This window comes from Sphingosinicella sp. LHD-64 (genome assembly GCF_031157375.1).
Lineage (GTDB): Bacteria > Pseudomonadota > Alphaproteobacteria > Sphingomonadales > Sphingomonadaceae > Allosphingosinicella.
The window spans coordinates 1292100-1315921 of the sequence record NZ_JAVIFV010000001.1; the positions used below are offsets into that span (position 1 = coordinate 1292100).

Here is a 23822-nt window from a genome sequence, read left to right on the forward strand (position 1 = left end):
TGCTTCGCGTGCCGCTGCCGCTTTCGATCGTCGTTCCCTGCTACAACGAGGAAGGCTGCCTCGGCGAGCTGCATGCCCGTTTGACGAAGGCGGCCGCCGCCGTTGCCGGCGACGATTACGAAATCGTCCTGATCAACGACGGCTCACGCGACCGCACCTGGGCGATCATGCAGGAGCTGGCCGGAACCGACCCGCATCTCGTCGCGATCAACCTGTCGCGCAATCACGGCCACCAGCTCGCGCTCACCGCCGGCCTCGACCTGTGCGCCGGCGAGCGGATCCTGGTCATCGACGCGGACCTGCAGGACCCGCCCGAATTGCTGCCGGACATGATGGCCGAGATGGATCGTCAAAAGGCCGACGTGGTCTATGCGGTGCGTCGCGCCCGGGCCGGCGAGACCGCGTTCAAGCGCGGCACTGCCAAAGCCTTCTACCGCCTGCTCTCCCGCCTTGCCGACATCGAGATTCCGGTCGACACCGGCGATTTCCGCCTGATGAGCCGGCGGGCGCTGGACGCGCTGCTCAGCCTGCCCGAGCAGGCGCGTTTCATCCGCGGCATGGTCGCGTGGGTCGGCTTCCGCCAGGTGCCGATCGCCTATGACCGGGCCGAGCGCCATGCCGGCGAGACCAATTATCCGCTCGCCAAGATGATGCGCCTCGCGCTCGATGCGGTGACCGGTTTCTCCACCGCGCCGCTGCGCTTCGCCAGCCACATCGGCCTCTGGCTCGTCGCCGCCTCGATCCTCCTGTTCATCTATATCGGGATCGGCTTCTTTACGGGCAGCGCGATCCAGGGCTGGACATCGCTGATGCTGGTCGTGGTGGTCCTCGGCGCCGTGCAGATGTTCGTGCTCGGCATGATCGGCGAATATCTCGGACGGCTCTACATCGAGGCGAAGCGCCGGCCGCTGTACATCGTCTCGGAGATCGCCGGCCGCGCCGGCGGCCGCCCGAGCCTCGGCCATGTCGCCGAAGGCGGCGCTCAGGGCAGCGAGACGATCGCCGCGAGCGAGACGCCGGGCGGGAACGGCAGCCGGCCGATCGCATAGCGCTCCAGGCCGAAAATCTTCTCGAACAGGCTGTTGACCGGTCTCGGCGGCAGGCTGTCGTCGCTGTCTTCCTTGCCGGTGATCCGTCCCGCAACGCGCGCGCCCGCGGCGAGCGGGAACAGCAGGCTGTTGAACCAGCTCAGCATCTCGATCTTCAGGCCGGCCTCGCCGATCACCGATCTCAGCGTGGCGCGCGTGTAGCGCCGCTTGTGGTGGTTGACGACGTCATGCGCGCTCCACATCCAGGGATGGGCCGGGACGGTGATCAGGATGCGCCCGCCGGGCTTCAGCTTGCGCGCCATGCCTTCCAGCGCGGCGCGATCCTCCTCGACATGCTCCAGCACGTCGAGGATGGCGATGAGATCGTAGGCGCCGTCCTCGACACCGGTGAGCGCGGGCAGCGGCGCATTCATCACGACGCGGCCGAGCCGCCTGCTCGCGATGTCGCGCGCCGCGCCATCCACCTCGATCGCGTCCACCCGGCCGAAACCGCCGAGCATCGCCAGGTTGTGGCCGGTGCCGCAGCCGATCTCAAGGATGCGTGCGCCGACCGGTGGCGCGATCCGCCGCGCGATCAGATCGGAAAGGATTTCGCGGCGGGCACGATACCACCAATGCTGCTCGTCGAGCTCGGCCATCCGGTCGTAGACGATGCGTTCCATCAGGCTTTCGTCTCCCGGGCGGCACCAGCTCGCTGGTGCAGTGCGAGTGCGAACGAGATCATGACCCGAACACCCACTGGCGGTTGAGCGCGAAGGTGACGAGCGGGGTCACGAACAGGATCGGGATCAGCGGCCACCACCAGGGGCCGTCGAGCATCGTGCTGTCGGTCAGCACGAAGACGAACAGCGCGTTGAGCCCCAGGCTCACCAGCGAGACGATGAAGAAACGGCTCGTCGTCCGCGCGGCGTTGTCGCGCACGCCGTGGCCGCGGAAGCTCCAGCGGCTGTGGAGGATGTAGCCGGTCACCATCGCGACGAAATAGCCTGCGAGATTGGCAATTTGCGGCGAGGTGATCTCCAGGCTCGCGAGCGGCGAATAGACGAGCGCGTAGAGCCCGGTGACGAAGCCGCCGACCAGGCCGAACCGGACCAGCTGTCCGATGATCGCGGGAATCGCGCCGCTTCGCTCCATTTTCGTCGGCACCTGCCTTTCCTGCCGCGCTTGCCCTTTGACGCCGAGCGACTAATGCCCTTGCAAGGGGTTGAAAAGGGGCGAAAGTCGATGAAGGCGCTGGACCAGATCGAACGGCACTGGCGCTGGTGGCTGCTCGCCTTCTGGCTGATCGTCGCCGGCTATTCGATCTATGCGCGCTGGGCAGCGATCCAGGGTTTCGGGCTCGGCGACACCGACGACAATCTGAGGATGATGCAGGTGCGCGCCTGGCTCGGCGGGCAGGCCTGGTACGATCTCCGCCAATATCGGCTCAATCCGCCGATGGGCGCCGACGTCCACTGGTCCCGGCTCGTCGACCTGCCGATCGCCGGGCTCAAACTGCTGCTCATGCCGATCCTCGGTGGCGCGCGGGCCGAGCAGGTCGCGGTGGCGGTCGCACCCCTGCTGCCGATGCTGGTCGCGATGGCCGCGCTTGCAGTCGCGGTCCGCCGGCTGCTCGACAACCGCGCCTTCCTCATCGCGATCCTGCTCCTCGCCTGCGCAGGCTCGGCGCGCGGCATGTGGGCGCCGCTCAGGATCGACCATCATGGCTGGCAGCTCGCCATGCTGGCGCTGGCGGTGATGGCGCTGACCGATCCGAAGCGCGGCCGCGGCGGCGTCATTCTCGGCCTCGCCACCGCCGCCTCGCTGACAATCGGCCTCGAGATGCTGCTCTATCTGGCGCTGGCCGGCATCGTCACCGTGCTGCGCTGGGTGTGGGACGGTGAGGAAGCCAGGCGGCTCGGCGCCTATGGCGTGTCGCTTGCCGGCGGCTGCGCGTTCGGATTTCTGGCCTTCGCCTCCTATGCGAACCGCGCGCCCGTTTGCGACGCTCTCTCTCCCGTCTGGCTGTCTGCCATGACCGCGGCCGGCGCGATTGCCGTCGGCCTCGCCTGGGCGAACCCGCACGCGCGCCACTGGCGCCTCGCCGCGGCGGCCGCGGGCGGACTCGTCATCGCCGGCGCGTTCGCGCTGACCTGGCCGGGCTGCCTCGGCCGGCTGGAGCAGGCGCCCCCCGAGCTCGACCGCCTGTGGCTGAGCCGGGTGCGCGAGGCGATGCCGATCTATCGGCACGGCTTCCAGACTGCGGCGGCAACGCTGACGCTGCCGATCGCCGGGTTGATCGGCTACGCGCTGATGCTCTGGACGCATCGACGCGATCCGGCGCGCTGGCTCCCCTGGGCCGCCGTCGCCATTCCCGCAATCCTCGCGCTCGCGCTGCTGTTCTGGCAGACCCGCGCCGGGCCCGCGGCCCAGCTCCTGTCCGTTCCCGGCGCCACCGCCTTGGTCTGGGCGGCCATCCTGTGGCTCGCCAGCCTCAGGCAAATCGTCCTGCGCGTCGCGGGCATCCTCGTCGTCTTCCTGATCGTGTCGGGCACCGTCACCGGCTATCTAAACAGCCTCTTTCCGAGCAGCGTCAGCGCCTATCGCAAGAGCGTCAACATCGCCAACGCGACCTGCCCGACGCTGCGCGCCCTGCGACCGGTGGCGCAGCAGCCGAAGGGCACGGTCCTCACCTTCGTCGACCTGGGCCCGCGCCTGATCACTGTCACCCACCATGACGCGATCGCCGGTCCTTACCACCGCAACGCGCAGCAGATCCTCGATGTCATGCATGCCTGGCGCGGCACGGCCGAGAATGCCCGTCAGGCCATCCGCCAGTATCGCGTCGCCTATGTGCTGATCTGCCCGAACATGTCGGAATCGACGATCTACCGGTCGGAGGCGCCGGAAGGCCTCTATGCCCAACTCGCCCGCGGCCGGGTCCCAGGCTGGCTCCAGCCGGTGCAGCTCCCCTCCGGTTCGCCCTACAAAATGTGGCGCGTGATCAGCTGAAGCTGCGCTCGATCCCGTCGATCACGAACTGGGCGGCGAGCGCGGCGAGGATGACGCCGAGCAGGCGGGTGATCATCGCCTCCATCTTGTGCCCCAGGAGCCGCATCAGCGGCCCGGCCAGGAGGAGGGCAAGCAGGGTCAAAGCCAGCGTCGCGCCGAGCGCGGCGAGCACGATCAGTGATTCATTGAGGCCGTTGCCGCGCGCGGTCAGCAGCATCACCGACGCGATCGAGCCGGGCCCGGCGATCATCGGGATCGCCATCGGGAAGACCGAGATGTCCTCGACCTTCGCCGCGCTCACCTCCTCGGCGCGGTGCTCGCGTCGCTCGGTGCGCTTCTCGAACACCATTTCGAGCGCGATCAGGAACAGCATGATGCCACCGGCGATGCGGAAGGCCGAGAGCGAGATGCCGAGCGCGCGCAGCAGGTCCTCGCCAAGCACCGCGAAGAACAGCAGGATGCCGGTCGCGACCAGCACCGAGCGGACCGCCATGGCCCGGCGATGCTGCGGCGTCGCGCCCTGGGTCAGGCTGGCGAAGATCGGCGCGCAGCCCGGCGGATCGATCACCACCAGGAAGGTGACGAAGGCCGAGACGAAGAGCTCGGTCACAGGTCCTCTGGCGGCGGCAGGCCGGCGCGGGCATGGGCCGCGACGAGGGTGTTGCGCAGCAGGACGGCGATGGTCATCGGCCCGACCCCGCCCGGCACCGGCGTGATCGCGCCCGCGACCCCGGCGGCGCTGGCAAAATCGACGTCGCCGACCAACCGGGTCCTGCCTTCATCGGCGGCGGGCACGCGGTTGATGCCGACGTCGATCACCGTCGCGCCGGGCTTCAGCCAGTCGCCGGTCACCATCTCCGGCCGGCCGACGGCGGCGACGACGATATCGGCGCGGCGGACGACCGCGGGCAGATCGCGGGTGCGGCTGTGCGCGACCGTCACCGTGCAGCTCTCGCGCAGCAGCAGCTGCGCCATCGGCTTGCCGACGATGTTGGAGCGGCCGATCACCACCGCCTCGAGACCGGAGAGGTCGCCGAGCCGATCCTTCAGCAGCATCAGGCAGCCGAGCGGGGTGCAGGGCACCAGCGCGTCCTCGCCGATCGCGAGCCGGCCGGCATTGACGACGTGGAAGCCGTCGACGTCCTTGGCGGGGTCGATCGCGTCGATCACCGCCTTCTCGTCGATCTGCGGCGGCAGCGGCAGCTGGACGAGGATGCCGTCGACCGCCTCGTCGCCATTGAGCCGCGCCACGAGCGCGAGCAGGTCGGCCTGGCTGGTGTGGACAGGCAGGCGGTGCTCGAAGCTTTCCAGGCCGGCCGCCACGGTCGCCTTGCCCTTGGAGCGGACATAGACCTGACTCGCCGGATCCTCGCCGACCAGCACCACGGCCAGCCCCGCCTTGCGCCCGGTCTGTGCCTCGAAAGCGGCCCCGGCTTTGCCGACCCGCGCCCGCAGCCCCTCGGCGAACGCCTTGCCGTCGATGACCGATGCTGCCATCCGCTCAGCCCGCCATGGCGATGTCGGCGGCGACGCCGGAGAGCAGGATGCGGATCACGTAAATCAGCAGCAGCACGACCATCGGCGAGAAATCGAGCCCGCCGAAATCGGGCAGGATCTTGCGGATCGGCCGGTAGAGCGGCTCGGTGATCCGGTCGAGCGCGCCCAGGAAGGAGCGCACGAAGTCGTTATAGGTGTTGATCACGTTGAAGGCGACGAGCCACGACAGGATCGCCTGGGCGATGATCACGTACATCGCCACCCGCAGCAACAGATCGGCAACGCCGAACAAGGCCAACAGCATCAAGGTCTCCCGCTCGAAATCGAGCCACGCATGTAGGCGAGGCGGCGGGAGCGGGCAATGGCGGCTGCCAGCTTCCGTTCGGGGCCGGAGAAGGATACGCTGCCGTCATGATCCTTCTCGCCCTCGCCCTTCAGGCCGCCGCGCCGCAGCCAGGCGAGCTGCGCACTTTCCAGGACTGGACCGTCGGCTGCGACAATGGCCGCTACTGCCAGGCGGTCTCGCTGGTGCCGGAGGGAAGCGACGATGGGCGTTCGCTGAGTGTACGGCGCAATCCCGCCGCCGATGCGGAGCCGGTCTTCTCCTTCTATCGCTACGACGATGAGGATTTGTGCGGCGCGCAGGTCAGCGCCGACGGCCGTCCCTTGCCGGTACGGATCCTCGAGGGGCCTGACTGCACGATCGTTCATCCGGCCGATGTGCCGGCCCTGCTGAGGGCCTTGCGCTCGGCCGCCCAGATCACGGTGACCGCGGCGGATGGAAGCGATCTCGGCCGCGTCTCGCTCGCCGGCGCCTCGGCTGCGTTGCTGGCGATGGATGAGGCACAGCTGCGGACCGGGACGGTGACCGCGCTGGTCCGCCCCGGCGACCGCCCCGCCTCCGCCGTGCCGGTGCCACCGGTCGTGCCGGAGATACGGATAGCGCCGTTCCCGCGTGGCGAGACGCCATCGGTGGACGATGCACGGATCGCGCGGCTGCGGCGGGACATCGGCTGCACCGTCGGCGACGTCGGAGGGCCCGACGAGTATCGCGCCGTACCGCTGGACGAGGGCAAGACCCTGATCCTGCTCGCCTGCGGCAGCGGCGCCTACAATGTGACCTGGATGCCGTTCGTCGCGAGCGCCGGGCAGGACGGCCGCACCGAGATCGCGCCCGCCCTGTTCGACGCGCAATGGGCCCAGGCGGACGGAGGCCGCGCCGAGCTGATCAACGCCGAATGGGATTCGGGGGCGCGGACGATCAGCGAGCTGTCGCTGGGCCGGGGCATCGGCGATTGCGGCACACGCTCCCTCTACGGCTGGGACGGCCAGCGCTTCCGGCTGCTGCGTCAATCGGCCATGGGCGAATGCCGCGGCGCCCGCGACTATATCACGGTCTGGCGGACCCGCGTCAGAGGGCGGTAGGCACTGCCTCTCCGTCACTGCGAGCGACGCGAGGCAATCCAGTACGCGTCATAAGCTCACTGGATTGCTTCGTCGCAAAACTCCTCGCAATGACGATTCATGCAGCCGCCCTTCTGCACATCTATGGCGCAAATCTCGGTGGCTCCGCTTCGGCGAGCAGGATCGAGAACCATTCCTTCTCGTCGGTCCATTCCTGCACCACGCCCCAGCCGGCGGCGCGCAGCAGGATACGGCTGTCGCGATGGCCGTATTTGTGGCTGTTCTCGGTGTGGATCGTCGCGCCCTCGCGGAAGGAGAAGCGCTCACCGGAGACGGTGAAGCTGACGTCGCGCACCGCTTCCAGATGCATTTCGATGCGGCTCAGCGGATCGTTCCAGATCGCGCGGTGGCGGAAGGCGTCGACGGGGATGTCGCCGACGAGCTCGGCATTGATCCGGTGGAGGAGGTTGAGGTTGAACGCGGCCGTCACGCCCGCCGCATCGTCATAGGCGTTCAGGAGCACGTTGACGTCCTTGATCCGGTCCATGCCGATCAGCAGGCGCGCACCCTCGCCCAGCGTCTCCTTCATCACGCGCAACAGATCGACCGCGGTGCGCGCGACGAGATTGCCGATCGTCGAGCCGGGAAAGAAGCCGAGCTTCTGCATCCACGTCACCTCGGCCGGCAGGGTGATCGGCCGCATGAAGTCCGCCTCGACGGGATGGATCGGGAGGCCGGGGAACTGGGCCTGCAGCGCATCGGCGGATTCGCGCAGGAAATCGCCGCTGATGTCGATCGGCACATAGGCGCCGGGCCGGATCGCGCTCAGCAGGATCGGCGTCTTGGTCGACGAACCCGAGCCGAACTCCACCACCGCCTCGCCACGGCCGAGCAGACGCGCAAATTCGTGGCTGTGCCGCCGGAGCAGATCGGCCTCCGTCCGCGTCGGATAATATTCGGGAAGCTCGGTGATCGCCTCGAACAGCTCGGAGCCGCGATGGTCGTAGAACCAGCGCGCCGGCACCGCCGGGACCGGTGCGGCAAGGCCGGCGAGCACGTCGTTGCGGAAGGCAGGGTCGACCCGCGGCCGGATGGCGATGGCGTCCACGGTCTAGAGATCCTTTGCGAGCCTGAGGCCGGAGAACATCCAGCGCTGATGGGGATAGAAGAAGTTTCGATAGCTGGCGCGCATGTGGCCGCGCGGGGTGCCGGACGAGCCGCCGCGCAACACCATCTGCCCGCTCATGAACTTGCCGTTATATTCGCCGACCGCGCCCTCGGTCGGTCGGAAGCCCGGATAGGGAAGGAAGGCGCTCGCCGTCCATTCCCAGACCCCGCCGAAGAACTTCTCGATTCTGGGCGGCTCGAGCGGCGGCTTCGGCCGCACCGGGCCAGCGGCGTCAAAGAAATCGCCGGCGTCAGGGTCGCTCATTCGTGCGGCATGTTCCCATTCCTGCTCGGTGGGCAGCCGGGCGCCGGCCCAGCGGGCATAGGCGTCCGCCTCGTAATAGCTGATGTGGCAGACCGGTTCGGCTGGGTTGACCGGCTGCAGGCCGTCGAGCCCGAACCGCAGCCAGCCAGTCTCGCCCTTTTCCCAGTAGAGCGGCGCCTCGATGCCCTCGGCCTGCACCCAGGCCCAGCCGTCCGACAGCCAGAGCAGAGGATCGGCATAGCCGCCCTCGTCCATGAACCGGAGCCATTCCTGCACCAGCACCGGCCGGTCGGCGATCTGGTAGGGACGCAGGACATGCTGGTGGCGCGGCGTCTCCGCGTCGAAGGCGAAGCCTGTCCTGAGCGACGTCGAAGGGCCGGTGCCATCATGGCCGATCTCGACCACGCCGCCCTCGATGTGGAGCATCCTCGGCGCGTCATAATCGGGGCGCGGGCGCCACGGCGCGGCCGGCCACACCGCCGGCTTCAGCGGATTTTCCGCCATCGCGGCGGTCAGATCCATCAGCATCAGTTCCTGATGCTGCTGCTCGTGGTTGAGCCCGAGCTCGACCAGCGCCAACGCCTCCGCCGAAAAGCCCGGCAGCGCCGCCATCATCACGGCGTCGACCGCGCCGCGATAGGCGCGTACCTCATCGAGCGATGGCCGGCTCAGCATGCCGCGACGCGGGCGGGCGTGACGCTCCCCCTCGGCTTCGTAATAGGAATTGAACAAGAACGCCCAGCGCTCGTCATGGGCACGATAGCCCGGCACATGGTCGCGCAGCAGGAAGGTCTCGAAGAACCAGGTCGTGTGGGCGAGGTGCCATTTGGCCGGCGAAGCATCAGGCATCGGCTGGATCGTCGCGTCGGCGTCTGAGAGCGGCGCCGCGATGGCGAGGCTGAGCTGCCGTACCGCCGCATAACGCGACGCAAAGCTGTCGCTCGTGTCCGGCCGGGCCTGCGTCGCCATCCTTCGTCTCCCGTTGTCGGGCGGATTTCAGCTACCGCAATACACGGTACAAAACAAGAACAATCTACGCGTCCCCACGTGTTGCGCCAGGCTGCCAGAGAATGTCCCCGCCATGCTCACGCGTCACCCAACGCGCGAGCACGAACAAATGGTCCGACAGGCGGTTGAGGTAGGTGAGCGCCAGCGGATTGAGCGACACGCGTGCCGCCGCCTCCACCGCGGCGCGCTCCGCCCGGCGCACCACGGCGCGCGCGAGGTGGAGATGGGCCGCCTTGGGGCCGCCCGGCAGGATGAAGCTGCGCAGCGGTTCGAGGTCGGCATTCATGGCGTCGATCTCGCGCTCCAGCCGGTCGATCTGTTCGGCCACGATCCGGAGCGTCATCTCGCCCGGCGCGAAGGTCTCGCCGGGGGTCGCGAGATCGGCGCCGAGATCGAACAGCTCGTTCTGGATCCGCCCGAGCATCGCCGCAGCGTCTGCGTCCGCATGAAGCAGTGCGACCCCGATCGCGCTGTTCGCCTCGTCGACGTCGCCGATCGCCGCCATGCGCGGGTCCGCCTTCGAGACGCGCGAGCCGTCGACCAGCCCGGTCTCGCCGGCATCGCCGGTGCGGGTATAGATCTTGTTGAGCCTGACCACCGCCCCGGAGTCGACGCTAGCGGCGGCCGCCGCCCGCGACGAGCAGCAGCACGACGGCGATCAGAATCGCGACCGCCTGGAAGAGGACGCGCTTGCGCATCAGCTCCTGCGAGCGCTGGCCAGTGAGGTCCTTCTGCTGCGCCATGTTGATGACGCCCTTGATCAGCACGAACAGGGTCGCGCCGGCGGCGAGGACGAGCAGGATCACCAGAAGCCAGGTCATGGCGCCTATCTAGGGCCCAGACCCATGATCGGCAACGGCCGTGACGGAGCGGATTTTGGGTCAGGGCAAGGAGCGAGGAGGGAGCGATGCTTGGCGCATCGTGACCGACGAGCGACGCTGCCCTGGCGAAAAATGGGCAGGTGCGAATGTCCCGCGGACATTCGCGGCCATGCCGGGGGCATGGCGACCTGCCCATGCCCGCCTTCTCCGGGCGATTACGACCATTGCCGATCATGGGTCTGGGCCCTCGGCTTCTACGAGCGAATATCCAGCCGGATATTCCCCTCGACGCATGGCCGCCACCAGCGCCGCCGGATCGGCGCCCGCCTCGCGCAGGCTGGCGATGGTCGGGGCGCCGTGCCGCTTGGCGAGGCGCGACCCGTCGGCGCCGGTGAGGAGGCCGTGATGGTGGTAGCGCGGGGTCGGCAGGTCGAGCAGCGCCTGGAGCAGGCGGTGGACGTGGGTCGCGGCGAACAGGTCCTGCCCCCGCACGATGTCGGTCACGCCCTGCGCCGCATCGTCGACGGTGACGGCGAGATGATAGCTCGCCGGCGCGTCCTTGCGGGCGAGCACGATGTCGCCGAACGCTTCGGGGGTGGCGATGATCTCTTTGTCGTCGTCCATCCAATTCGGCATGCTCCCGCGTCCGCGGGAGAACACGGGAAGGGCTTTCGTCATGTCGAGCCGCCAGGCATGGGGCCGGCTTAGATCGCGATCGACGAGCCCGCGGCACGTCCCCGGATAGACGGGACCGTCGGGCCCATGCGGCGCCGCCACGCTCGCGGCAATGTCCGCGCGGGTGCAGAAGCAGGGATAGACCAGACCTGCAGCCTTCAGCTGGTCCAAGGCTGCGGCGTACAGATCCAGCCGCTCGGACTGGTAGATCATCTCCCCGTCCCATTCGAGCCCGAGCCAGATCAGGTCCTCGAGGATCGCATCGACATGCTCGAGGCGCGACCGGCCGGGATCGATGTCCTCGATCCGAAGCAGAAAGGTCCCGTCCCGTTCCCGGGCGAAATCATGGGCTGCCAGCGCCGAGAAGGCGTGCCCCAGATGGAGCCGGCCGGTCGGCGAGGGAGCGAAGCGGGTGACGGGATGCATGGCCTTCGTAAAATTCCGCGCTTGACCGGGAGTCGCAACCTATGGTGTCATCATGGCGTCACGTCCACCAGCCATGGGCGTGGCGGACAGGAGAAGACGGCCGGACCGACCGCTTTCTCCCTCGTTTCGGGTGCGACGGTATCGGGGGCGGCGTTTCGGGAGTAGTCTCCGCGAAACGGGAGCCTTTTGAACCGTGTACCATCCCGATCTCCTCCGCCACCCCGAAAGCTGCCCCGCGCTCGTCCTGAACGCGGACTACACCCCCCTGAGCTACTATCCGCTGAGCCTGTGGCCGTGGCAGACCGCGGTCAAGGCGGTGTTCCTGGAGCGGGTCGACATCGTCGCCCAATATCGGCGCAAGGTGCACAGCCCGAGCTTCGAGATGAGCTTGCCGAGCGTGATCGCGCTTCGGCAATATGTGCGCCCGAGCGAATATCCGGCCTTCACCCGGTTCAACCTGTTCCTGCGCGACCGCTTCCAGTGCCAATATTGCGGGACCTTCTCGGAGCTCACCTTCGACCATGTCGTGCCTCGCGCCCAAGGCGGCCGGACGACCTGGGAGAATGTCGCCACCGCCTGCGCACCGTGCAACCTCAAGAAAGGCGGCCGCACGCCCAGAGAGGCGCACATGCACATCTTCCGCCATCCCTACCGGCCGACCAGCTGGCAGCTCCAGGAGCATGGCCGCAGCTTCCCGCCGGGCTATCTCCACGAGAGCTGGCACGACTATCTCTACTGGGACGTCGAGCTGGAGGCGTAACGTCAGCGCCGCCGTCGCGTCGGCGCGTGGAAATCCGGGTCCTTGTCCTGCACCCAGGCGATGAACCTTGCGATCTCGGGATGTGCCCGCAGCGCCGCGGCATCGACATAGTCGCGCTCAAGCGCCTTGTTGTCGATCGCCGCGTGGATGGTGCGGTGGCAGATCGGATGGATCGGCACTGTGTCGCGCCCGCCGCGGCTCTTCGGCAACGGATGGTGCCATTCGATCCGGCGCCCGAGCGGACGACCGCGCAGGAAGCAGTCCGATGGCGCGTCGCTCACCGGTTGATCCAGTGCCTCCAGTAGAACCAGCCGAACACGCCGACCCCGATCGCGACGCAGATCGCGACCATCACCCAGAAGGCGGAGGCGTGGGTCGCATAGGGAATGCCTTGCACGTTCATCCCGAACAAACCGGTGATGAAGGTCAGTGGCAGGAAGATGAAGGCGACGATCGAGATGTAGAGCGCCCGGTTGTCGATCTGCTCGGCGCGCAGGTCGGTGATCTGCTCGTGGAGCAAAGCGGCGCGCTCCCGCACCGCCTCCAGCTCCTCGGCCATGCGCGCGAAGCGGTCAGCGGCCTCGACGATGTGCAGCCGATCATCCTGCGCCAGCCAGTCGAAATCGAGCGTGGCGAGGGTGCGCAGCGCGTCCCGGTCCGGCGCGACGAAGCGGCGGAAGCCGATCGCGTCGGAGCGCACCGCCGTGATCCTGCGGCGCAACGCATAGAGCTGGCTCGATTCGAGGTCGCTCTCCACCTCGTCGAGCGTGTCGCCGAGCCCCGCCACCTGCGGATCGAGCTCGGTGCTGATCGCCCAGGCGTAGGCGGCGACGAGATCGCCGGAATCCTGGACGTGGCCCGCCTCCATCTTGGCGACCACCGCGTTCGTGGCGCTGAGGGTGCGGCGGCTGAGCGACGTCACCTTGTTGTGGGTGACCCAGAGGCGGATCGAGACCAATCGGTCCGAATCCTGCGGATCGCAGTCGCCGGGACCGCGCAGGTTGATGATCGCGCCATTGTCGATCGCGTCGCAGCGCGGCCGGGTCTCGGTCGCGACGAGCGCGCCGGCCGCGACATGGGGGATGTCCTTCTGGGTCTTGAGGCGCGCGAGATCGTCCTCGTCCTTCCCTTCGAAATGGACCCAGAGGAAGCCGGGACCGCGATAGGCGGCGGCTTCGTCGAGGCCGAGGCGCTTGGGCGGCCCGTCGCCGACGACGACCGCCCCTTCCATCAGGCGATGCTCTCCAGATGCGCGCGCACCGCCGGGCCGACATCGTCCCGCGCCAGGGCCAGCGCCAGATTGGCGATGACGAAGCCCTTGGCGTCGCCGCAATCATGCCGGTCGCCATCGAACGTCACCGCATGGAACGGCTGCTTGCCGATCAAGGCGGCCATGCCGTCGGTGAGCTGGATCTCGCCGCCCGCGCCTTTGCCGATCGTCTCCAGGATCGGCATGATTCCAGGCTGGAGGATGTAGCGGCCGACTATCCCGAGCGTCGACGGTGCTTCCTCGGGCTTCGGTTTCTCGACCAGGCCCCTCACTTCGGTCAACGCGCCGTGTTGCGCGCCGGGCGTGATGATGCCGTAGCTCGCGGTGCGCGCACGCGGCACGTCCTGGGCGCAGACGATGTTGCCGCCGACCTTGTTGTAGGCCTCGACCATCTGCGCGAGGCAGCCGGGACGACCCACCATGAGATCGTCGGGGAGCAGCACCGCGAACGGCTCGTCGCCGACGATGGCGCGCGCACACCAGACAGCGTGGCCGAGGCCCAGCGGCGACTGCTGGCGCACCGACATGACTGCGCCGGGCGGGAAGCGGGTGCCCTCGAGCGGCGCCAGGCTCTTGCCGCGCGCCGTCATCGTCGCTTCCAGCTCGTATCCAATGTCGAAATGGTCCTCGAGCGCACCCTTGCCGCGGCCGTTGACGAAGATGAACTGCTCGATGCCCGCCTCGCGCGCCTCCTCGACCGCATATTGGATGAGCGGCTTGTCGACGATCGTCAGCATCTCCTTCGGCATCGCCTTGGTGGCGGGAAGGATGCGGGTGCCGAGACCGGCGACCGGGAACACGGCCTTACGCAAGGGCTTCATCGGGGGCCTTCACTGTCTTCAGGAACGGGAATGGTGCCGGCGGGCACGTCGGGCGGGGGCAGGTCGAAGTGATCGTCCTCACGCTCCTCGGAGCGCCGGAGCAATTCGTCGACCCGCTGGGGGCGCGCGATGACGGGCTGGGCGAGCAGCTCGTCGGTGGTGAGCGGACGATCCATCGCCGCCGGCGCGGGCGCCGCGGTGGCGCCTTCGACCGGCTGCAGCGGCTCGCGCAGGCCGCAGGCCCCCGCGACCAGCGGCAGAATCAGAAGGGCGGTGCGCTTCATGTCCTTGCCCCCAATATCCTCTTCGCCTCCGCAATGCGCGCCCGGACCTCCGACGGCGCGGTGCCGCCGAAGCTCGTCCGGCTGTCGACCGACGCATCGGGCGAGAGGATATTGAAGACCTCGCCCGTGATTCGGTCGTCCACGCCCTTGAGCGCGTCCAGCGGCAATTCCCAGAGCGGCACCCCGCGCTCGTCGGCGAGCCGCACCGCCCGTCCGGTGATGTGATGCGCCTCACGGAACGGCACGCCGGCGGCGCGCACCAGCCAGTCGGCGAGATCGGTCGCGGTGGCATGGCCGGATTCGGCGAGCGCCCGCATCCGATCGGTGCGGAAGGCGACCGTCTCCACCATCCCGGCCATCGCGGCGAGTGAGAGCGTCAGAAGGTCGTGCGCCTCGAACACCGGCTCCTTGTCGTCCTGCATGTCCTTGGAATAAGCGAGCGGCAGGCCCTTCATCGTCGTCGAGAGGGCGACGAGCGTCCCCATGATCCGTCCGCTGTGGCCGCGCACCAGCTCGGCCGCGTCGGGGTTGCGCTTCTGCGGCATGATCGACGAGCCGGTCGAGAAGCTGTCGGACAGCGCGATGAAGCCGAAGGGCTGACTTGCCCACAGCACGAATTCCTCGGCAAGGCGCGAGAGGTGAAGCGCGCACTGGGCGGCCGCCATCAGGTAATCGAGCGCGAAATCGCGGTCCGAGACTGCATCGAGCGAATTGGCGGTGGGCCGGTCGAAGCCCAAAGCCGCCGCGGTCGCCTTGCGGTCGATCGGGAAGGAGGTGCCGGCCAGCGCCGCACTCCCCAGCGGACACTGGTTCATCCGCGCCCGCGCGTCGGCGAAACGCGAGGCGTCGCGCCGCAGCATCTCGTAATAGGCCATGAGGTGATGGCCCAATGTCACCGGCTGGGCGGACTGGAGGTGGGTGAAGCCCGGCATCACCGCCCCAGCCTGTTCCTCCGCCCGCGCCACCAATGCCTGCTGCAGCGCCGAGATTCCCGCCAGAGCGCCGTCCATCGCGTCGCGCACCCAGAGGCGGAAATCGGTCGCCACCTGGTCGTTGCGCGAGCGCGCCGTGTGCAGCCGCCCGGCCGCCGGCCCGATCAGCTCGGCCAGCCGGCTCTCGACGTGCATGTGGATATCCTCAAGCGCCGCATCCTCCGGCACGCCGTCCGCCTCATATTCGTCGGCGATCCGGTCGAGCCCCTCCTCGATCGCATCGGCGTCCTCCTCGGCGACGATGCCCTGCGCGGCGAGCATCGCGACATGGACCTTGCTCGCGGCGATATCCTGCCGCCACAATCGCTTGTCGAAGCCGATCGAGGCATTTATCTCGCGCATGATCGCCGAAGGGCCTTCGGCGAACCGCCCGCCCCACATGGTGTTGGAGTCTTGATCCTTGCGGCTCGTAATCGCCCTTCTCCCTGCCCTGTCTATGGGCCTCGCGCTGGCCGGATGCGATAGGCAAAACGCCTCCGCCCCGCAAGGCAACGACACCGCCACGGCCAATGCCGCCGAGCCTCAGGGCCAGCGCTACCCGACCGGCCGGCTCGACCGCTCCCATGCGGGCATGCCGGCTCCAACGATCAATTTCGAGGACCCCGAGGGCCGCCCGACCACCATGGCCGCCTTCCGCGGCCGGCCGGTGCTGGTCAATCTCTGGGCGACCTGGTGTGGCCCCTGCGTCGTCGAGATGCCGGCGCTCGACGCGCTTGCGGCACGCGAGGGCGAAAATCTCCAGGTGGTCGCGATCAGCCAGGACATGGACGGCCGCCGGAAGGTCACCGACTTCTTCGCGGCCCGCCGCTTTTCGGCGCTCCAGCCCTATCTCGACTCGCGCCTCGACTTCATGATGGGCCTGCGCGTCGACACGCTGCCTACCACCATCCTCTACGACGCCGAAGGGCGGGAGGTCTGGCGGATGACCGGCATGGCCGAATGGGGCGACACGCGCACGACGCGGCTGCTCGACGAGGCAGAGGCGGGATAGCTTAGACCGCCGCAGGTCGCTCCCGACGGAGCAGCCGCAGCAGCCGCCCGTCGATCGCCGCGAGGCCCAGTCCGATCAGCGCCATGCCGGCGAACTGGCGGGGCTCCAGCCGCTCGCCGAGAAACAGGGCGCCGAGCAGGATCGCACTGATCGGGATCAGGAAGGTGACGAGCAGCGAGTTGGTCGCGCCCGCAGAGGCGAGCAGGCGGAAATAGAGGATGTAGGCAAGGCTGGTGCAGAAGATCGCGAGCGCGACGAGTGCGACCCAGGCCTCCGGCGGGGGGGCGGGCGAGGTCCAGGGCGGTTCGAAGAACAGGACCAGCGGCAACATCACGATCGCGCCCGCGGTCAGCTGGCCGGTCGCGACCGAGATCGGCGCGATCCCCATCGGCCGGAAACGGCGGGCATAGACGCCGGCCAGCGCATAGCAGAGCGTCGCGCCGAGGCAGGCGAGCTGGGCGAGCGCATCGGAACCGATCTGTCCGAGGAGGCTTGGCCCGATCATGACGGCGACGCCGCCGAAGCCGAGGACCACGCCCGCGACCTTGCCCGGCGTCGCCCTTTCATCCGTGGTGGCGATATGCGCGACGATCACGCCCCAGATCGGCGTCGTCGCGTTGAGGATCGAGCCGAGCCCGCCGGTGATCGTCCCCTGCGCCCAGGCGAACAGGATGAAGGGCACGACATTGTTGAGCAGCGCCAGGATCAGGAACGCGCTCGCCGCGCCGGGCGGCAGCGGCAGCCGCTCGCGCTTCGCCAGCAGCACGCCCCACAGCACCGCGCCGGCGAGCACCAGCCGCGCCAGCACCAGGCTGAACGGCGCCACGGATTCCACCGCGATCTCGATGAAGAAGAAGGAGCCACCCCACAGCACGGACAGCGCGAGCAGAATCGCCCAGTCCCTGCCGCTCATGCTGGTCGGTTGGGTCGCCATGCGACGGACATAGGCATTCGAAAGGGTGGGGCGTCACGAAACTTGCGGCCGAACTGATAAACTCGGCTTATCGACGGCTAATCCCTGAGCAGCTCGTTGATTGCCGTCTTGGACCGGGTCTGGGCATCGACGCGCTTCACGATCACGGCGCAGGCGAGGCCGGGGCCGCCATCCTTGCCGGGCAGGGTGCCGGGGACCACCACGGAATAGCTCGGCACTCTCCCTAAGAAGACCTCGCCGGTCGCGCGGTCGACGATCCTGGTCGAGGCGCCGATGAACACGCCCATCGACAGCACTGCGCCCTGCTCGACGACGACGCCCTCCGCGACTTCGGATCTCGCGCCGATGAAGCAGTCGTCCTCGATGATCACCGGCCCGGCCTGCAGCGGCTCGAGCACGCCGCCGATGCCGGTGCCGCCGGAAATGTGGACGTTGCGGCCGATCTGGGCGCAGCTCCCGACCGTTGCCCAGGTGTCGATCATCGTTCCCTCGCCGACATGGGCGCCGATATTGACGAAGCTCGGCATCAGCACCGCGCCCCTGGCGATATGGGCGCCGCGCCGCACGATCGCGCCCGGCACGGCGCGGAAGCCGGCCGCCTCGAACTCGGCGCTCGTCCAGCCGAGGAACTTCGACGGCACCTTGTCCCACCAAACCGAGCCGCCGGGCCCGCCGGAGATCGGCTCCATCGGATTGAGGCGGAAGGAGAGCAGAACCGCCTTCTTGAGCCACTGGTTGACGGTCCAGCCGTCGGCCCGCTTCTCAGCCACTCGCGCCGCGCCCGTATCGAGCAGCCCGATCGCCTCGGCGACCGCGGTCGCCACCGCGACGTCGCCCGCCCCGACGCTGTCACGACGCTCCCAGGCGTCCTCGATGACCTGCTGAAGCGTCATGCCACTTCCTCCCCCAGTATCTCGTGCAGCCAGGCGGCGATGTCGCCGGTGCGATGGTCGATATAGTCCGGCGCCGCGACCCCGCCCGCCTGCTCCGAGCCGTTGTCGACCCAGAGCGTCGCCATGCCGATCGCCTTGGCCGGCGCGAGGTTGCGCGCCATGTCGTCGGCAAAGAGCGCGCGCGCCGGATCGATGTCGTGCCGGTCGCAGATCAGCCGGTAGGCGGACGGACTCGGCTTGGGCACATAGCCCATCTTATGGATGTCGTGGAAACCGTCGAACGCATTGGCGAGGCCGAGCTTGTCGAGCACGCGCCGGGCATAGCTCTCGTCCGCATTGGTGAAGACGAACTTGCGCCCCGGCAGCCGATCCAGCGCCGCGACCAGATCGGGATCGGCGACGACGCGCGCCATGTCGATGTCGTGGACGAAATCGAGGAAGTCGTGCGGATCGATCCCGTGCGTTGCCATCAGCCCGGCAAGGGTCGTGCCGTGGGTCGCGAAATAACCCTTCTGCACCCGCCGCGCCTCGACCGGATCGAGGCGGAGCAGCCGCTGCACATAGTCGCCGATCCGTTGATCGACGAGCGCGAAGAGGTCGCACGAAGCGGGGTATAGGCTGTTGTCGAGGTCGAAGATCCAGTTCTCGACATGGGCCAGCGCGGGAATCATGGCGTCGCCCTACGGTCCGCGGGCCCGTCCCGCAATGGCCGGAAACGTCAGGACACCGGGCCGAAGGTCAGGCTGACGGTCGATCCGCCGCGCGGCACATCGACATTGGCGCTGGTGAAAGCGACGCGGCCGCTCGGCTGGAGCTCGCGGACCGGCGGCGCGATCGACCAAGTGTAGACGACGCGGCCCTGGGCGTCCTTCAGATCGGCACGGATCTGTGGCACGCGCTGGACCTGCTCTGTCCGGTTGACGATCTCGCCGCGCACCTCGAGCAGCTCGTTGCCGCTGGCGAGGCGCCGCCGCTCGGCGTCACCATCGAGGCTGAGCGCGTCGCCTGACTGGACCGGAAGGCCGATCCGCTCGCCGATCTGCGGCAGTCCGAAATACTGGATCGCGAACACCGCACCGGCCATCAGTACGGCGACGAGGATCGCGGCGATCGTCCAGAGCTTGGCCGGATTGCGCCGCGGCCGCGCATAGGGATCCTCATCGTAGTCGTAGCTCTCCGGCTGCGCAGGCGCGGCCGTAGCAGGGGCCGGCGCCTCAGGCCACGGCGCGGGCTCCGACGACTGCGGAGGCGCGGGCGCAAGTGTAGGGATGGGCGCCGCGGCCGGCGAGGCGAGATCGAGCGGGGCAGGCTCCTGGAACCAGCTGTGCCGGCATTTCGCGCAGCGCACCTTCCTTCCGGTCGGCCCGATCGCGCTGTCCGGCACGACGTAGCGGGACTGGCAGGACGGACAGGACAGGATCATCGATGCGGCGCACCCCCGTTGCGTTCATGGGACTCTAAACATCACGCGGGCGCATCGTGCAAGCAAATGCGCGGGTTTTCGGGAGATGTTTCGCATGAAGCCGCGCTTGAAGCGCCCCCCACGCCCGTGCCATTGCTGGTTCGCCGGGAGACGTTTTTGAGCAGCAGCGGTTCCATCGTCCAGTTCGAGAATGTGGGCCTGCGCTACGGCACGGGCGCCGAGACGCTGTCCGATCTCACCTTCTCGCTGAAGGAAGGGGGTTTTTACTTCCTCACCGGGCCGTCCGGCGCCGGCAAGACGTCGCTTCTCAAGCTGCTCTATCTGGCGCTTCGTCCCAGCCGCGGCCTCATCCGGCTGTTCGGCGAGGACATCGTCACCATGCCGCGCGGCCGCCTGCCCGGCTTCCGCCGCCGGATCGGTGTCGTCTTCCAGGAGTTCCGTCTCGTTCCGCACCTTTCCGCCTATGACAATGTCGCACTGCCGCTGCGCGTTGCCGGGGTCGAGGAGAGCGATCTCGAGACGCCGGTCCGGGAAATGCTCGCCTGGGTCGGCCTTGCCGATCGCGCCTCGGCCCGCCCTGCAACCCTCTCTGGCGGCGAGCAGCAGCGCGTCGCGATCGCACGGGCGGTGATCGGCCGGCCCGAGCTGCTGGTCGCCGACGAGCCGACCGGCAATGTCGATCCGGAGATGGCGCAGCGCCTGCTCCATCTGTTCGATTCCCTGAACAAGCTCGGCACCACAGTGATCGTCGCCACCCACGATCTGCATCTGCTCGCCCGCATCCAGCGCGCCGAGATGCTGCGGCTCGACCGCGGCCAGGTGTCCGATCCCACCGGGGCGCTCCGGCACCCGCCGAAGCGGGCGGACCAATGAAGGCCGGCGTCCGCAAGTTCGGCGCGGCCGAGCGCGGTTTGCTCCCCGAGGGCCGGCTCGCCGGGCCGATGCCGTGGGTGATCGCGATCATGATGTTCCTGACCGTGCTCGCCGCCGCGGCCGGGATCGGCCTTTCCGGCGCCGCGGCCCGGCTCGCCGGACAGATCGGGGGGCGCGTCACCATTCAGGTGGTCGAGGCCAACCCGGACACGCGGCGGGCACAGGCCACGGCCGCGGCAGAAGCTGCTCAAGCGATTCCGGGCGTTGCCGCCGTCCGGATCGTCCCCGACGCGGAAATCTCGGCCTTGCTCGAGCCATGGATCGGCGCGGGCGGCCTGGAGGCGGATCTCCCCGTGCCGGCCCTGATCGACGTCGACCTGACCGAGGAAGGACGCGGATCGCTCGACCGCCTGCGCGCTGCCGTGGCCGCGGCGGCCCCCGCAGCCCGTGTCGACGACAATGCGCAATGGCTGGCGCCGCTCGCCTCCCTGATCGGCGCGCTCAAATGGCTTTCCGCCGGCCTCGTCGTGCTGATGGTCGGCGCGACCGCGGCCACCGTGGTGCTGGCCGCCCGCGCCGCGCTCGACACCCATCGCGAGACGATCGAGATCCTCCACATGATGGGCGCGACCGACGTCCAGGTCGCCCGCCTCTTCCAGCGCCGCATCGCGCTCGATGCCCTGTTCGGCGGGGCTGTCGGCTTCCTCCTCGCCGGCGCCGTGCTGGTCGCGCTCGGCGACCGGGTCGCGGCCCTGGGATCGGAGCTGCTCGGCTCGGCGGCGATCTCGCCTCTCGGCTGGGCGGTGCTCGTCGCGCTGCCGCTGTTCGGCGTGGCGCTCGCCATGCTGGTTGCCCGCGTCACCATCCTGCGCGCACTGGGGCGGATGCTGTGATCAAAATCCTCGTCCGCCTCTTCGCCTTCCTGCTGCTGATCTACGCGCTCGGCTACGCGATCTTCGCCGTGACCCTGCCCAAACCGGCCGGCGACGAGCGGACCGACGCGGTCGTGGTGCTGACCGGCGGCAGCGGCCGGCTGGAGCGGGGCTTCGAGATCCTCCGCCGCGGCCTCGCCCAGCGCATGCTGATCTCCGGCGTCGCCCGCACGGTGCGCCCGCAGGAGCTTGCCGCGGCCTATCATGTCGAGCCCGGCCTGTTCGAGTGCTGCATCGCGCTCGGCCGCGAATCCTTCGACACCCGGTCCAACGGCGACGAGGTCGCGCGCTGGATGGAGCGGCGGCGCTACCGCTCGCTCCGCCTCGTCACCAACGACCTGCACATGCCGCGCGCCGGCTATGAACTGAGGAAGCGGATTGGCGATGATATCCGGATCGTGTCCGACGCGGTGCCGACCAGCCCGAGCTTCGAGGCGATCTTCATCGAGTACAACAAGTATCTGCTCGGCCGAGCCGCGGATCTGATCGGCATCTGATGAACCTCCTCCGTTCGACCCTGTTCGCGCTCGTCTTCTATGCATGGACGGTGATCGCTGTGCTGCTGTCCTTCCCGATCGGCCTGTTCGGGCAGCGCGCAATCCGCGGCTGGGCGCACTTGTGGGTCCGGTTCCACCGTACCTGCGCCCGCCACCTGCTCGGCATCCGCACCGTCGTTGAGGGAGCGCCACCCGCAGGCGCAGTCCTCGCCGCCGCCAAGCATCAGTCGATGTTCGAGACGCTGGAACTGCTCCTCATGTTCAACGAGCCGGCGGTGGTGCTGAAGCGCGAGCTCGCCGCCATCCCGCTCTGGGGCTGGGTGGTGCGGCGTTATGGCGTCATCCCGGTCGACCGCGGCGCCGGCGCGACGGCGCTGAGGCGGATGATGCGTGCTGCCGAGGCGGCGATCGCGGAAGGACGCCCCATCCTGATCTTCCCTGAGGGCACCCGCGTCCCGGTCGGCGAGACGCCGCCGCTTCAACCGGGCTTCGCCGGCCTCTACCGCGCGCTCGGCCTGCCGGTCGCCCCGATCGCGCTCGACAGCGGCCGCCTGTGGCCGCGCAACAGCTTCGTGAAGCGTCCGGGGATCGTCACCATGCGCTTCCTCCCGCCCGTCCCGCCGGGCCTGCCGCGGCGCGAGATGGAGGCGCAGGTCCACACCGCGATCAACGCGCTGGAGATGAAGGCGTGATGCCGGAGCTTGGCATCATCGAGGGCTTTTTCGGCCGCCCCTGGAATTGGGCAGATCGCGCCGAAACGATCCGCGTCCTCCGCCCCCATGGCTACAGCTTCTATTTCTATGCGCCCAAGGCCGATGCACATCTGCGCAAGCGCTGGCAGGAGCCCTGGCCCGAGGCGACCTTTACCGAGCTCGCCGCCTTTCGCGACACCTGCCGCGCCGAGGGCGTGCGCTTCGGCATCGGCCTCAGTCCGTTCGAGCTGCACCTCCACCCCGAGCGCGGCTGGCAGGACCGGCTCGCCGCCAAGCTCGCCGAGCTGGCGCAACTGAAGCCCGACGATCTCGCCATCCTGTTCGACGACATGCGCGGCGACATCCCCGACCTCGCCGAGCGGCAGGCCGCCATCGTCCATTTCGCCGCCGAGCGGAGCGGCTGCCGCCGCGTGCTGATGTGCCCGTCCTACTATTCGGACGATCCGATCCTCGACGTGGCGTTCGGCGTCCGCCCGCCTTTCTATCTCGAGCAACTCGGCCGCCTGCTCGATCCCGCCATCGACATGTTCTGGACCGGCCCGGAGGTCTGTTCGCGCGAATATACGCCCGGCCACCTCGCCCGCGTCGCCGGCCAGATACGGCGCAAGCCCATCCTCTGGGACAATTATCCGGTCAATGACGGCGCCCGCATGTCGCAGCACCTGCACTTGCGCGCCTTCACCGGCCGCCCGGCAACGATCGGCGGGCTGATCGCCGGCCACGCCATCAACCCCGCCTCGCAACCGTTGCTCAGCCGTATCCCCGCCCTGACCCTTTCTGAAAGCTACCGCGAAGGCGACGGCTATGATTACGGCACGGCTTTCGATCGGGCCGCGCAAACAGTACTCGGCGGCACGCTCGCCGCGCGCCTCGCCAGGGACATTCTCACCCTGCAGGACCGCGGCCTCGACCGTCTCGGCGACGACCGTCGCGCCGCCCTGCGCGAGCGCTACGCCGCCTTCGACCACCCGGCCGCGCGCGAGATCGTCAGCTGGCTCGACGGTCACTGGAACGTGACCGACGAACTGGTGCAGACGCAATAGACAATCAGCCGTCATTGCGAGGAGCGTAGCGACGAAGCAATCCAGATCGACCTCAACGCCGCACTGGATTGCTTCGCTTCGCTCGCAATGACG

The 23822-nt window shown here is 68.6% G+C and carries 29 protein-coding genes; 10 read left to right on the plus strand and 19 right to left on the minus strand.

Annotated features, from left to right (window positions below; translation table 11 throughout):
• The first annotated feature begins 8 nt into the window (after nucleotides 1–8).
• Nucleotides 9–1049: a glycosyltransferase family 2 protein gene (locus RCO27_RS06240; protein ID WP_374990357.1), complete on the plus strand. Its 1041-nt coding sequence runs from the start codon at nucleotides 9–11 to the stop codon at nucleotides 1047–1049.
• On the opposite strand, the gene RCO27_RS06245 is transcribed toward RCO27_RS06240, so the two are convergent.
• Together RCO27_RS06245 and RCO27_RS06250 are read right to left on the minus strand one after the other, a co-directional pair.
• Entirely contained in the window at nucleotides 983–1711 is a 729-nt protein-coding gene (locus RCO27_RS06245) for a class I SAM-dependent methyltransferase (RefSeq protein ID WP_309001768.1), read from the minus strand. The genes RCO27_RS06240 and RCO27_RS06245 overlap by 67 nt on opposite strands.
• A gap of 58 nt (nucleotides 1712–1769) precedes the next feature.
• Entirely contained in the window at nucleotides 1770–2195 is a 426-nt protein-coding gene (locus RCO27_RS06250; protein ID WP_309001769.1) for a GtrA family protein, read from the minus strand.
• A gap of 78 nt (nucleotides 2196–2273) precedes the next feature.
• Between RCO27_RS06250 and RCO27_RS06255 the strand changes: the two genes are divergently transcribed.
• Nucleotides 2274–4040, plus strand: coding sequence for an AcrB/AcrD/AcrF family protein (locus tag RCO27_RS06255; protein WP_309001770.1), 1767 nt, complete (start codon nucleotides 2274–2276; stop codon nucleotides 4038–4040).
• Here the strand turns inward: RCO27_RS06255 and RCO27_RS06260 are convergent.
• Genes RCO27_RS06260 through RCO27_RS06270 form a run of 3 tightly spaced genes read right to left on the minus strand, consistent with a single transcriptional unit; the run spans nucleotide 4033 to nucleotide 5841 of the window.
• Nucleotides 4033–4650, minus strand: a complete 618-nt coding sequence (locus RCO27_RS06260; protein ID WP_309001771.1) for a MarC family protein — start codon at nucleotides 4648–4650, stop codon at nucleotides 4033–4035. The genes RCO27_RS06255 and RCO27_RS06260 overlap by 8 nt on opposite strands.
• Entirely contained in the window at nucleotides 4647–5537 is an 891-nt protein-coding gene (folD, locus tag RCO27_RS06265; RefSeq protein WP_309001772.1) for a bifunctional methylenetetrahydrofolate dehydrogenase/methenyltetrahydrofolate cyclohydrolase FolD, read from the minus strand. The genes RCO27_RS06260 and folD overlap by 4 nt, the downstream gene beginning before the upstream one ends.
• 4 nt (nucleotides 5538–5541) lie before the next feature.
• Nucleotides 5542–5841, minus strand: coding sequence for a YggT family protein (locus RCO27_RS06270; protein WP_309001773.1), 300 nt, complete (start codon nucleotides 5839–5841; stop codon nucleotides 5542–5544).
• Between the two features lie 107 nt (nucleotides 5842–5948).
• On the opposite strand from RCO27_RS06270, the gene RCO27_RS06275 reads away from it, so the two are divergent.
• Nucleotides 5949–6962, plus strand: a complete 1014-nt coding sequence (locus RCO27_RS06275) for a DUF1176 domain-containing protein (protein ID WP_309001774.1) — start codon at nucleotides 5949–5951, stop codon at nucleotides 6960–6962.
• Nucleotides 6963–7083: 121 nt separating this feature from the next.
• Here RCO27_RS06275 and egtD read toward each other — a convergent pair whose 3' ends face one another.
• From egtD to gluQRS, 5 genes are all read right to left on the minus strand, one after another.
• Nucleotides 7084–8049, minus strand: a complete 966-nt coding sequence (egtD, locus tag RCO27_RS06280; RefSeq protein ID WP_309001775.1) for an L-histidine N(alpha)-methyltransferase — start codon at nucleotides 8047–8049, stop codon at nucleotides 7084–7086.
• A gap of 3 nt (nucleotides 8050–8052) precedes the next feature.
• Nucleotides 8053–9342 carry an ergothioneine biosynthesis protein EgtB gene (gene egtB, locus RCO27_RS06285; RefSeq protein ID WP_309001776.1) on the minus strand — a complete coding sequence of 430 codons (1290 nt, stop codon included), beginning with the start codon at nucleotides 9340–9342 and terminating at the stop codon, nucleotides 8053–8055.
• Between the two features lie 64 nt (nucleotides 9343–9406).
• Nucleotides 9407–9979, minus strand: a complete 573-nt coding sequence (locus RCO27_RS06290; protein WP_309001777.1) for a cob(I)yrinic acid a,c-diamide adenosyltransferase — start codon at nucleotides 9977–9979, stop codon at nucleotides 9407–9409.
• 16 nt (nucleotides 9980–9995) lie between these two features.
• A complete protein-coding gene (locus RCO27_RS06295; RefSeq protein ID WP_309001778.1) occupies nucleotides 9996–10202 on the minus strand; it encodes an HIG1 domain-containing protein in 207 nt (68 codons plus the stop codon).
• Between the two features lie 231 nt (nucleotides 10203–10433).
• Nucleotides 10434–11303, minus strand: a complete 870-nt coding sequence (gene gluQRS, locus RCO27_RS06300) for a tRNA glutamyl-Q(34) synthetase GluQRS (protein ID WP_309001779.1) — start codon at nucleotides 11301–11303, stop codon at nucleotides 10434–10436.
• Between the two features lie 193 nt (nucleotides 11304–11496).
• Between gluQRS and RCO27_RS06305 the strand changes: the two genes are divergently transcribed.
• On the plus strand, nucleotides 11497–12063 hold the full coding sequence (locus RCO27_RS06305; RefSeq protein WP_309001780.1) for an HNH endonuclease: 567 nt from the start codon (nucleotides 11497–11499) through the stop codon (nucleotides 12061–12063).
• Between the two features lie 2 nt (nucleotides 12064–12065).
• Here the strand turns inward: RCO27_RS06305 and RCO27_RS06310 are convergent, their stop codons facing one another.
• From RCO27_RS06310 to argH, 5 genes are read right to left on the minus strand one after another with little or no spacing between them, the layout of a single operon-like run.
• Nucleotides 12066–12344, minus strand: coding sequence for an HNH endonuclease (locus tag RCO27_RS06310; RefSeq protein WP_309001781.1), 279 nt, complete (start codon nucleotides 12342–12344; stop codon nucleotides 12066–12068).
• On the minus strand, nucleotides 12341–13294 hold the full coding sequence (locus RCO27_RS06315) for a zinc transporter ZntB (protein ID WP_309001782.1): 954 nt from the start codon (nucleotides 13292–13294) through the stop codon (nucleotides 12341–12343). The genes RCO27_RS06310 and RCO27_RS06315 overlap by 4 nt, the downstream gene beginning before the upstream one ends.
• On the minus strand, nucleotides 13294–14154 hold the full coding sequence (locus RCO27_RS06320) for a UTP--glucose-1-phosphate uridylyltransferase (RefSeq protein WP_309001783.1): 861 nt from the start codon (nucleotides 14152–14154) through the stop codon (nucleotides 13294–13296). The genes RCO27_RS06315 and RCO27_RS06320 overlap by 1 nt, the downstream gene beginning before the upstream one ends.
• A complete protein-coding gene (locus RCO27_RS06325) occupies nucleotides 14151–14438 on the minus strand; it encodes a hypothetical protein (protein ID WP_309001784.1) in 288 nt (95 codons plus the stop codon). Before RCO27_RS06325 ends, RCO27_RS06320 begins: the two co-directional genes overlap by 4 nt.
• Nucleotides 14435–15811, minus strand: coding sequence for an argininosuccinate lyase (gene argH / locus RCO27_RS06330; RefSeq protein ID WP_309001785.1), 1377 nt, complete (start codon nucleotides 15809–15811; stop codon nucleotides 14435–14437). Before argH ends, RCO27_RS06325 begins: the two co-directional genes overlap by 4 nt.
• A 55-nt stretch (nucleotides 15812–15866) precedes the next feature.
• Between argH and RCO27_RS06335 the strand changes: the two genes are divergently transcribed.
• The gene (locus tag RCO27_RS06335) at nucleotides 15867–16421 is read left to right on the plus strand and encodes a TlpA disulfide reductase family protein (protein ID WP_309001786.1); all 555 of its coding nucleotides are present in this window, start codon (nucleotides 15867–15869) and stop codon (nucleotides 16419–16421) included.
• A gap of 1 nt (nucleotide 16422) precedes the next feature.
• On the opposite strand, the gene RCO27_RS06340 is transcribed toward RCO27_RS06335, so the two are convergent.
• The 4 genes from RCO27_RS06340 to RCO27_RS06355 form a co-directional block, all read right to left on the minus strand.
• Nucleotides 16423–17355 (minus strand): DMT family transporter, encoded by a 933-nt coding sequence (locus RCO27_RS06340; protein WP_309001787.1) that lies wholly within the window; start codon nucleotides 17353–17355, stop codon nucleotides 16423–16425.
• 77 nt (nucleotides 17356–17432) lie between these two features.
• Entirely contained in the window at nucleotides 17433–18248 is an 816-nt protein-coding gene (dapD, locus tag RCO27_RS06345) for a 2,3,4,5-tetrahydropyridine-2,6-dicarboxylate N-succinyltransferase (protein ID WP_309001788.1), read from the minus strand.
• On the minus strand, nucleotides 18245–18919 hold the full coding sequence (locus RCO27_RS06350) for a pyrimidine 5'-nucleotidase (RefSeq protein WP_309001789.1): 675 nt from the start codon (nucleotides 18917–18919) through the stop codon (nucleotides 18245–18247). The genes dapD and RCO27_RS06350 overlap by 4 nt, the downstream gene beginning before the upstream one ends.
• A 47-nt stretch (nucleotides 18920–18966) precedes the next feature.
• Nucleotides 18967–19671, minus strand: coding sequence for a zinc-ribbon domain-containing protein (locus RCO27_RS06355; protein ID WP_309001790.1), 705 nt, complete (start codon nucleotides 19669–19671; stop codon nucleotides 18967–18969).
• Between the two features lie 156 nt (nucleotides 19672–19827).
• On the opposite strand from RCO27_RS06355, the gene ftsE reads away from it, so the two are divergent.
• The 5 genes from ftsE to RCO27_RS06380 are packed head-to-tail and all read left to right on the plus strand — an operon-like array spanning nucleotide 19828 to nucleotide 23729.
• Nucleotides 19828–20544 (plus strand): cell division ATP-binding protein FtsE, encoded by a 717-nt coding sequence (gene ftsE / locus RCO27_RS06360; protein WP_309001791.1) that lies wholly within the window; start codon nucleotides 19828–19830, stop codon nucleotides 20542–20544.
• Entirely contained in the window at nucleotides 20541–21437 is an 897-nt protein-coding gene (locus RCO27_RS06365) for an FtsX-like permease family protein (protein WP_309001792.1), read from the plus strand. Before ftsE ends, RCO27_RS06365 begins: the two co-directional genes overlap by 4 nt.
• A gap of 5 nt (nucleotides 21438–21442) precedes the next feature.
• Nucleotides 21443–21973, plus strand: a complete 531-nt coding sequence (locus RCO27_RS06370; RefSeq protein ID WP_309001923.1) for a YdcF family protein — start codon at nucleotides 21443–21445, stop codon at nucleotides 21971–21973.
• A complete protein-coding gene (locus RCO27_RS06375; protein WP_309001793.1) occupies nucleotides 21973–22665 on the plus strand; it encodes a lysophospholipid acyltransferase family protein in 693 nt (230 codons plus the stop codon). The genes RCO27_RS06370 and RCO27_RS06375 overlap by 1 nt, the downstream gene beginning before the upstream one ends.
• Entirely contained in the window at nucleotides 22665–23729 is a 1065-nt protein-coding gene (locus RCO27_RS06380; RefSeq protein ID WP_309001924.1) for a beta-N-acetylglucosaminidase domain-containing protein, read from the plus strand. The genes RCO27_RS06375 and RCO27_RS06380 overlap by 1 nt, the downstream gene beginning before the upstream one ends.
• Nucleotides 23730–23822: the final 93 nt, after the last annotated feature.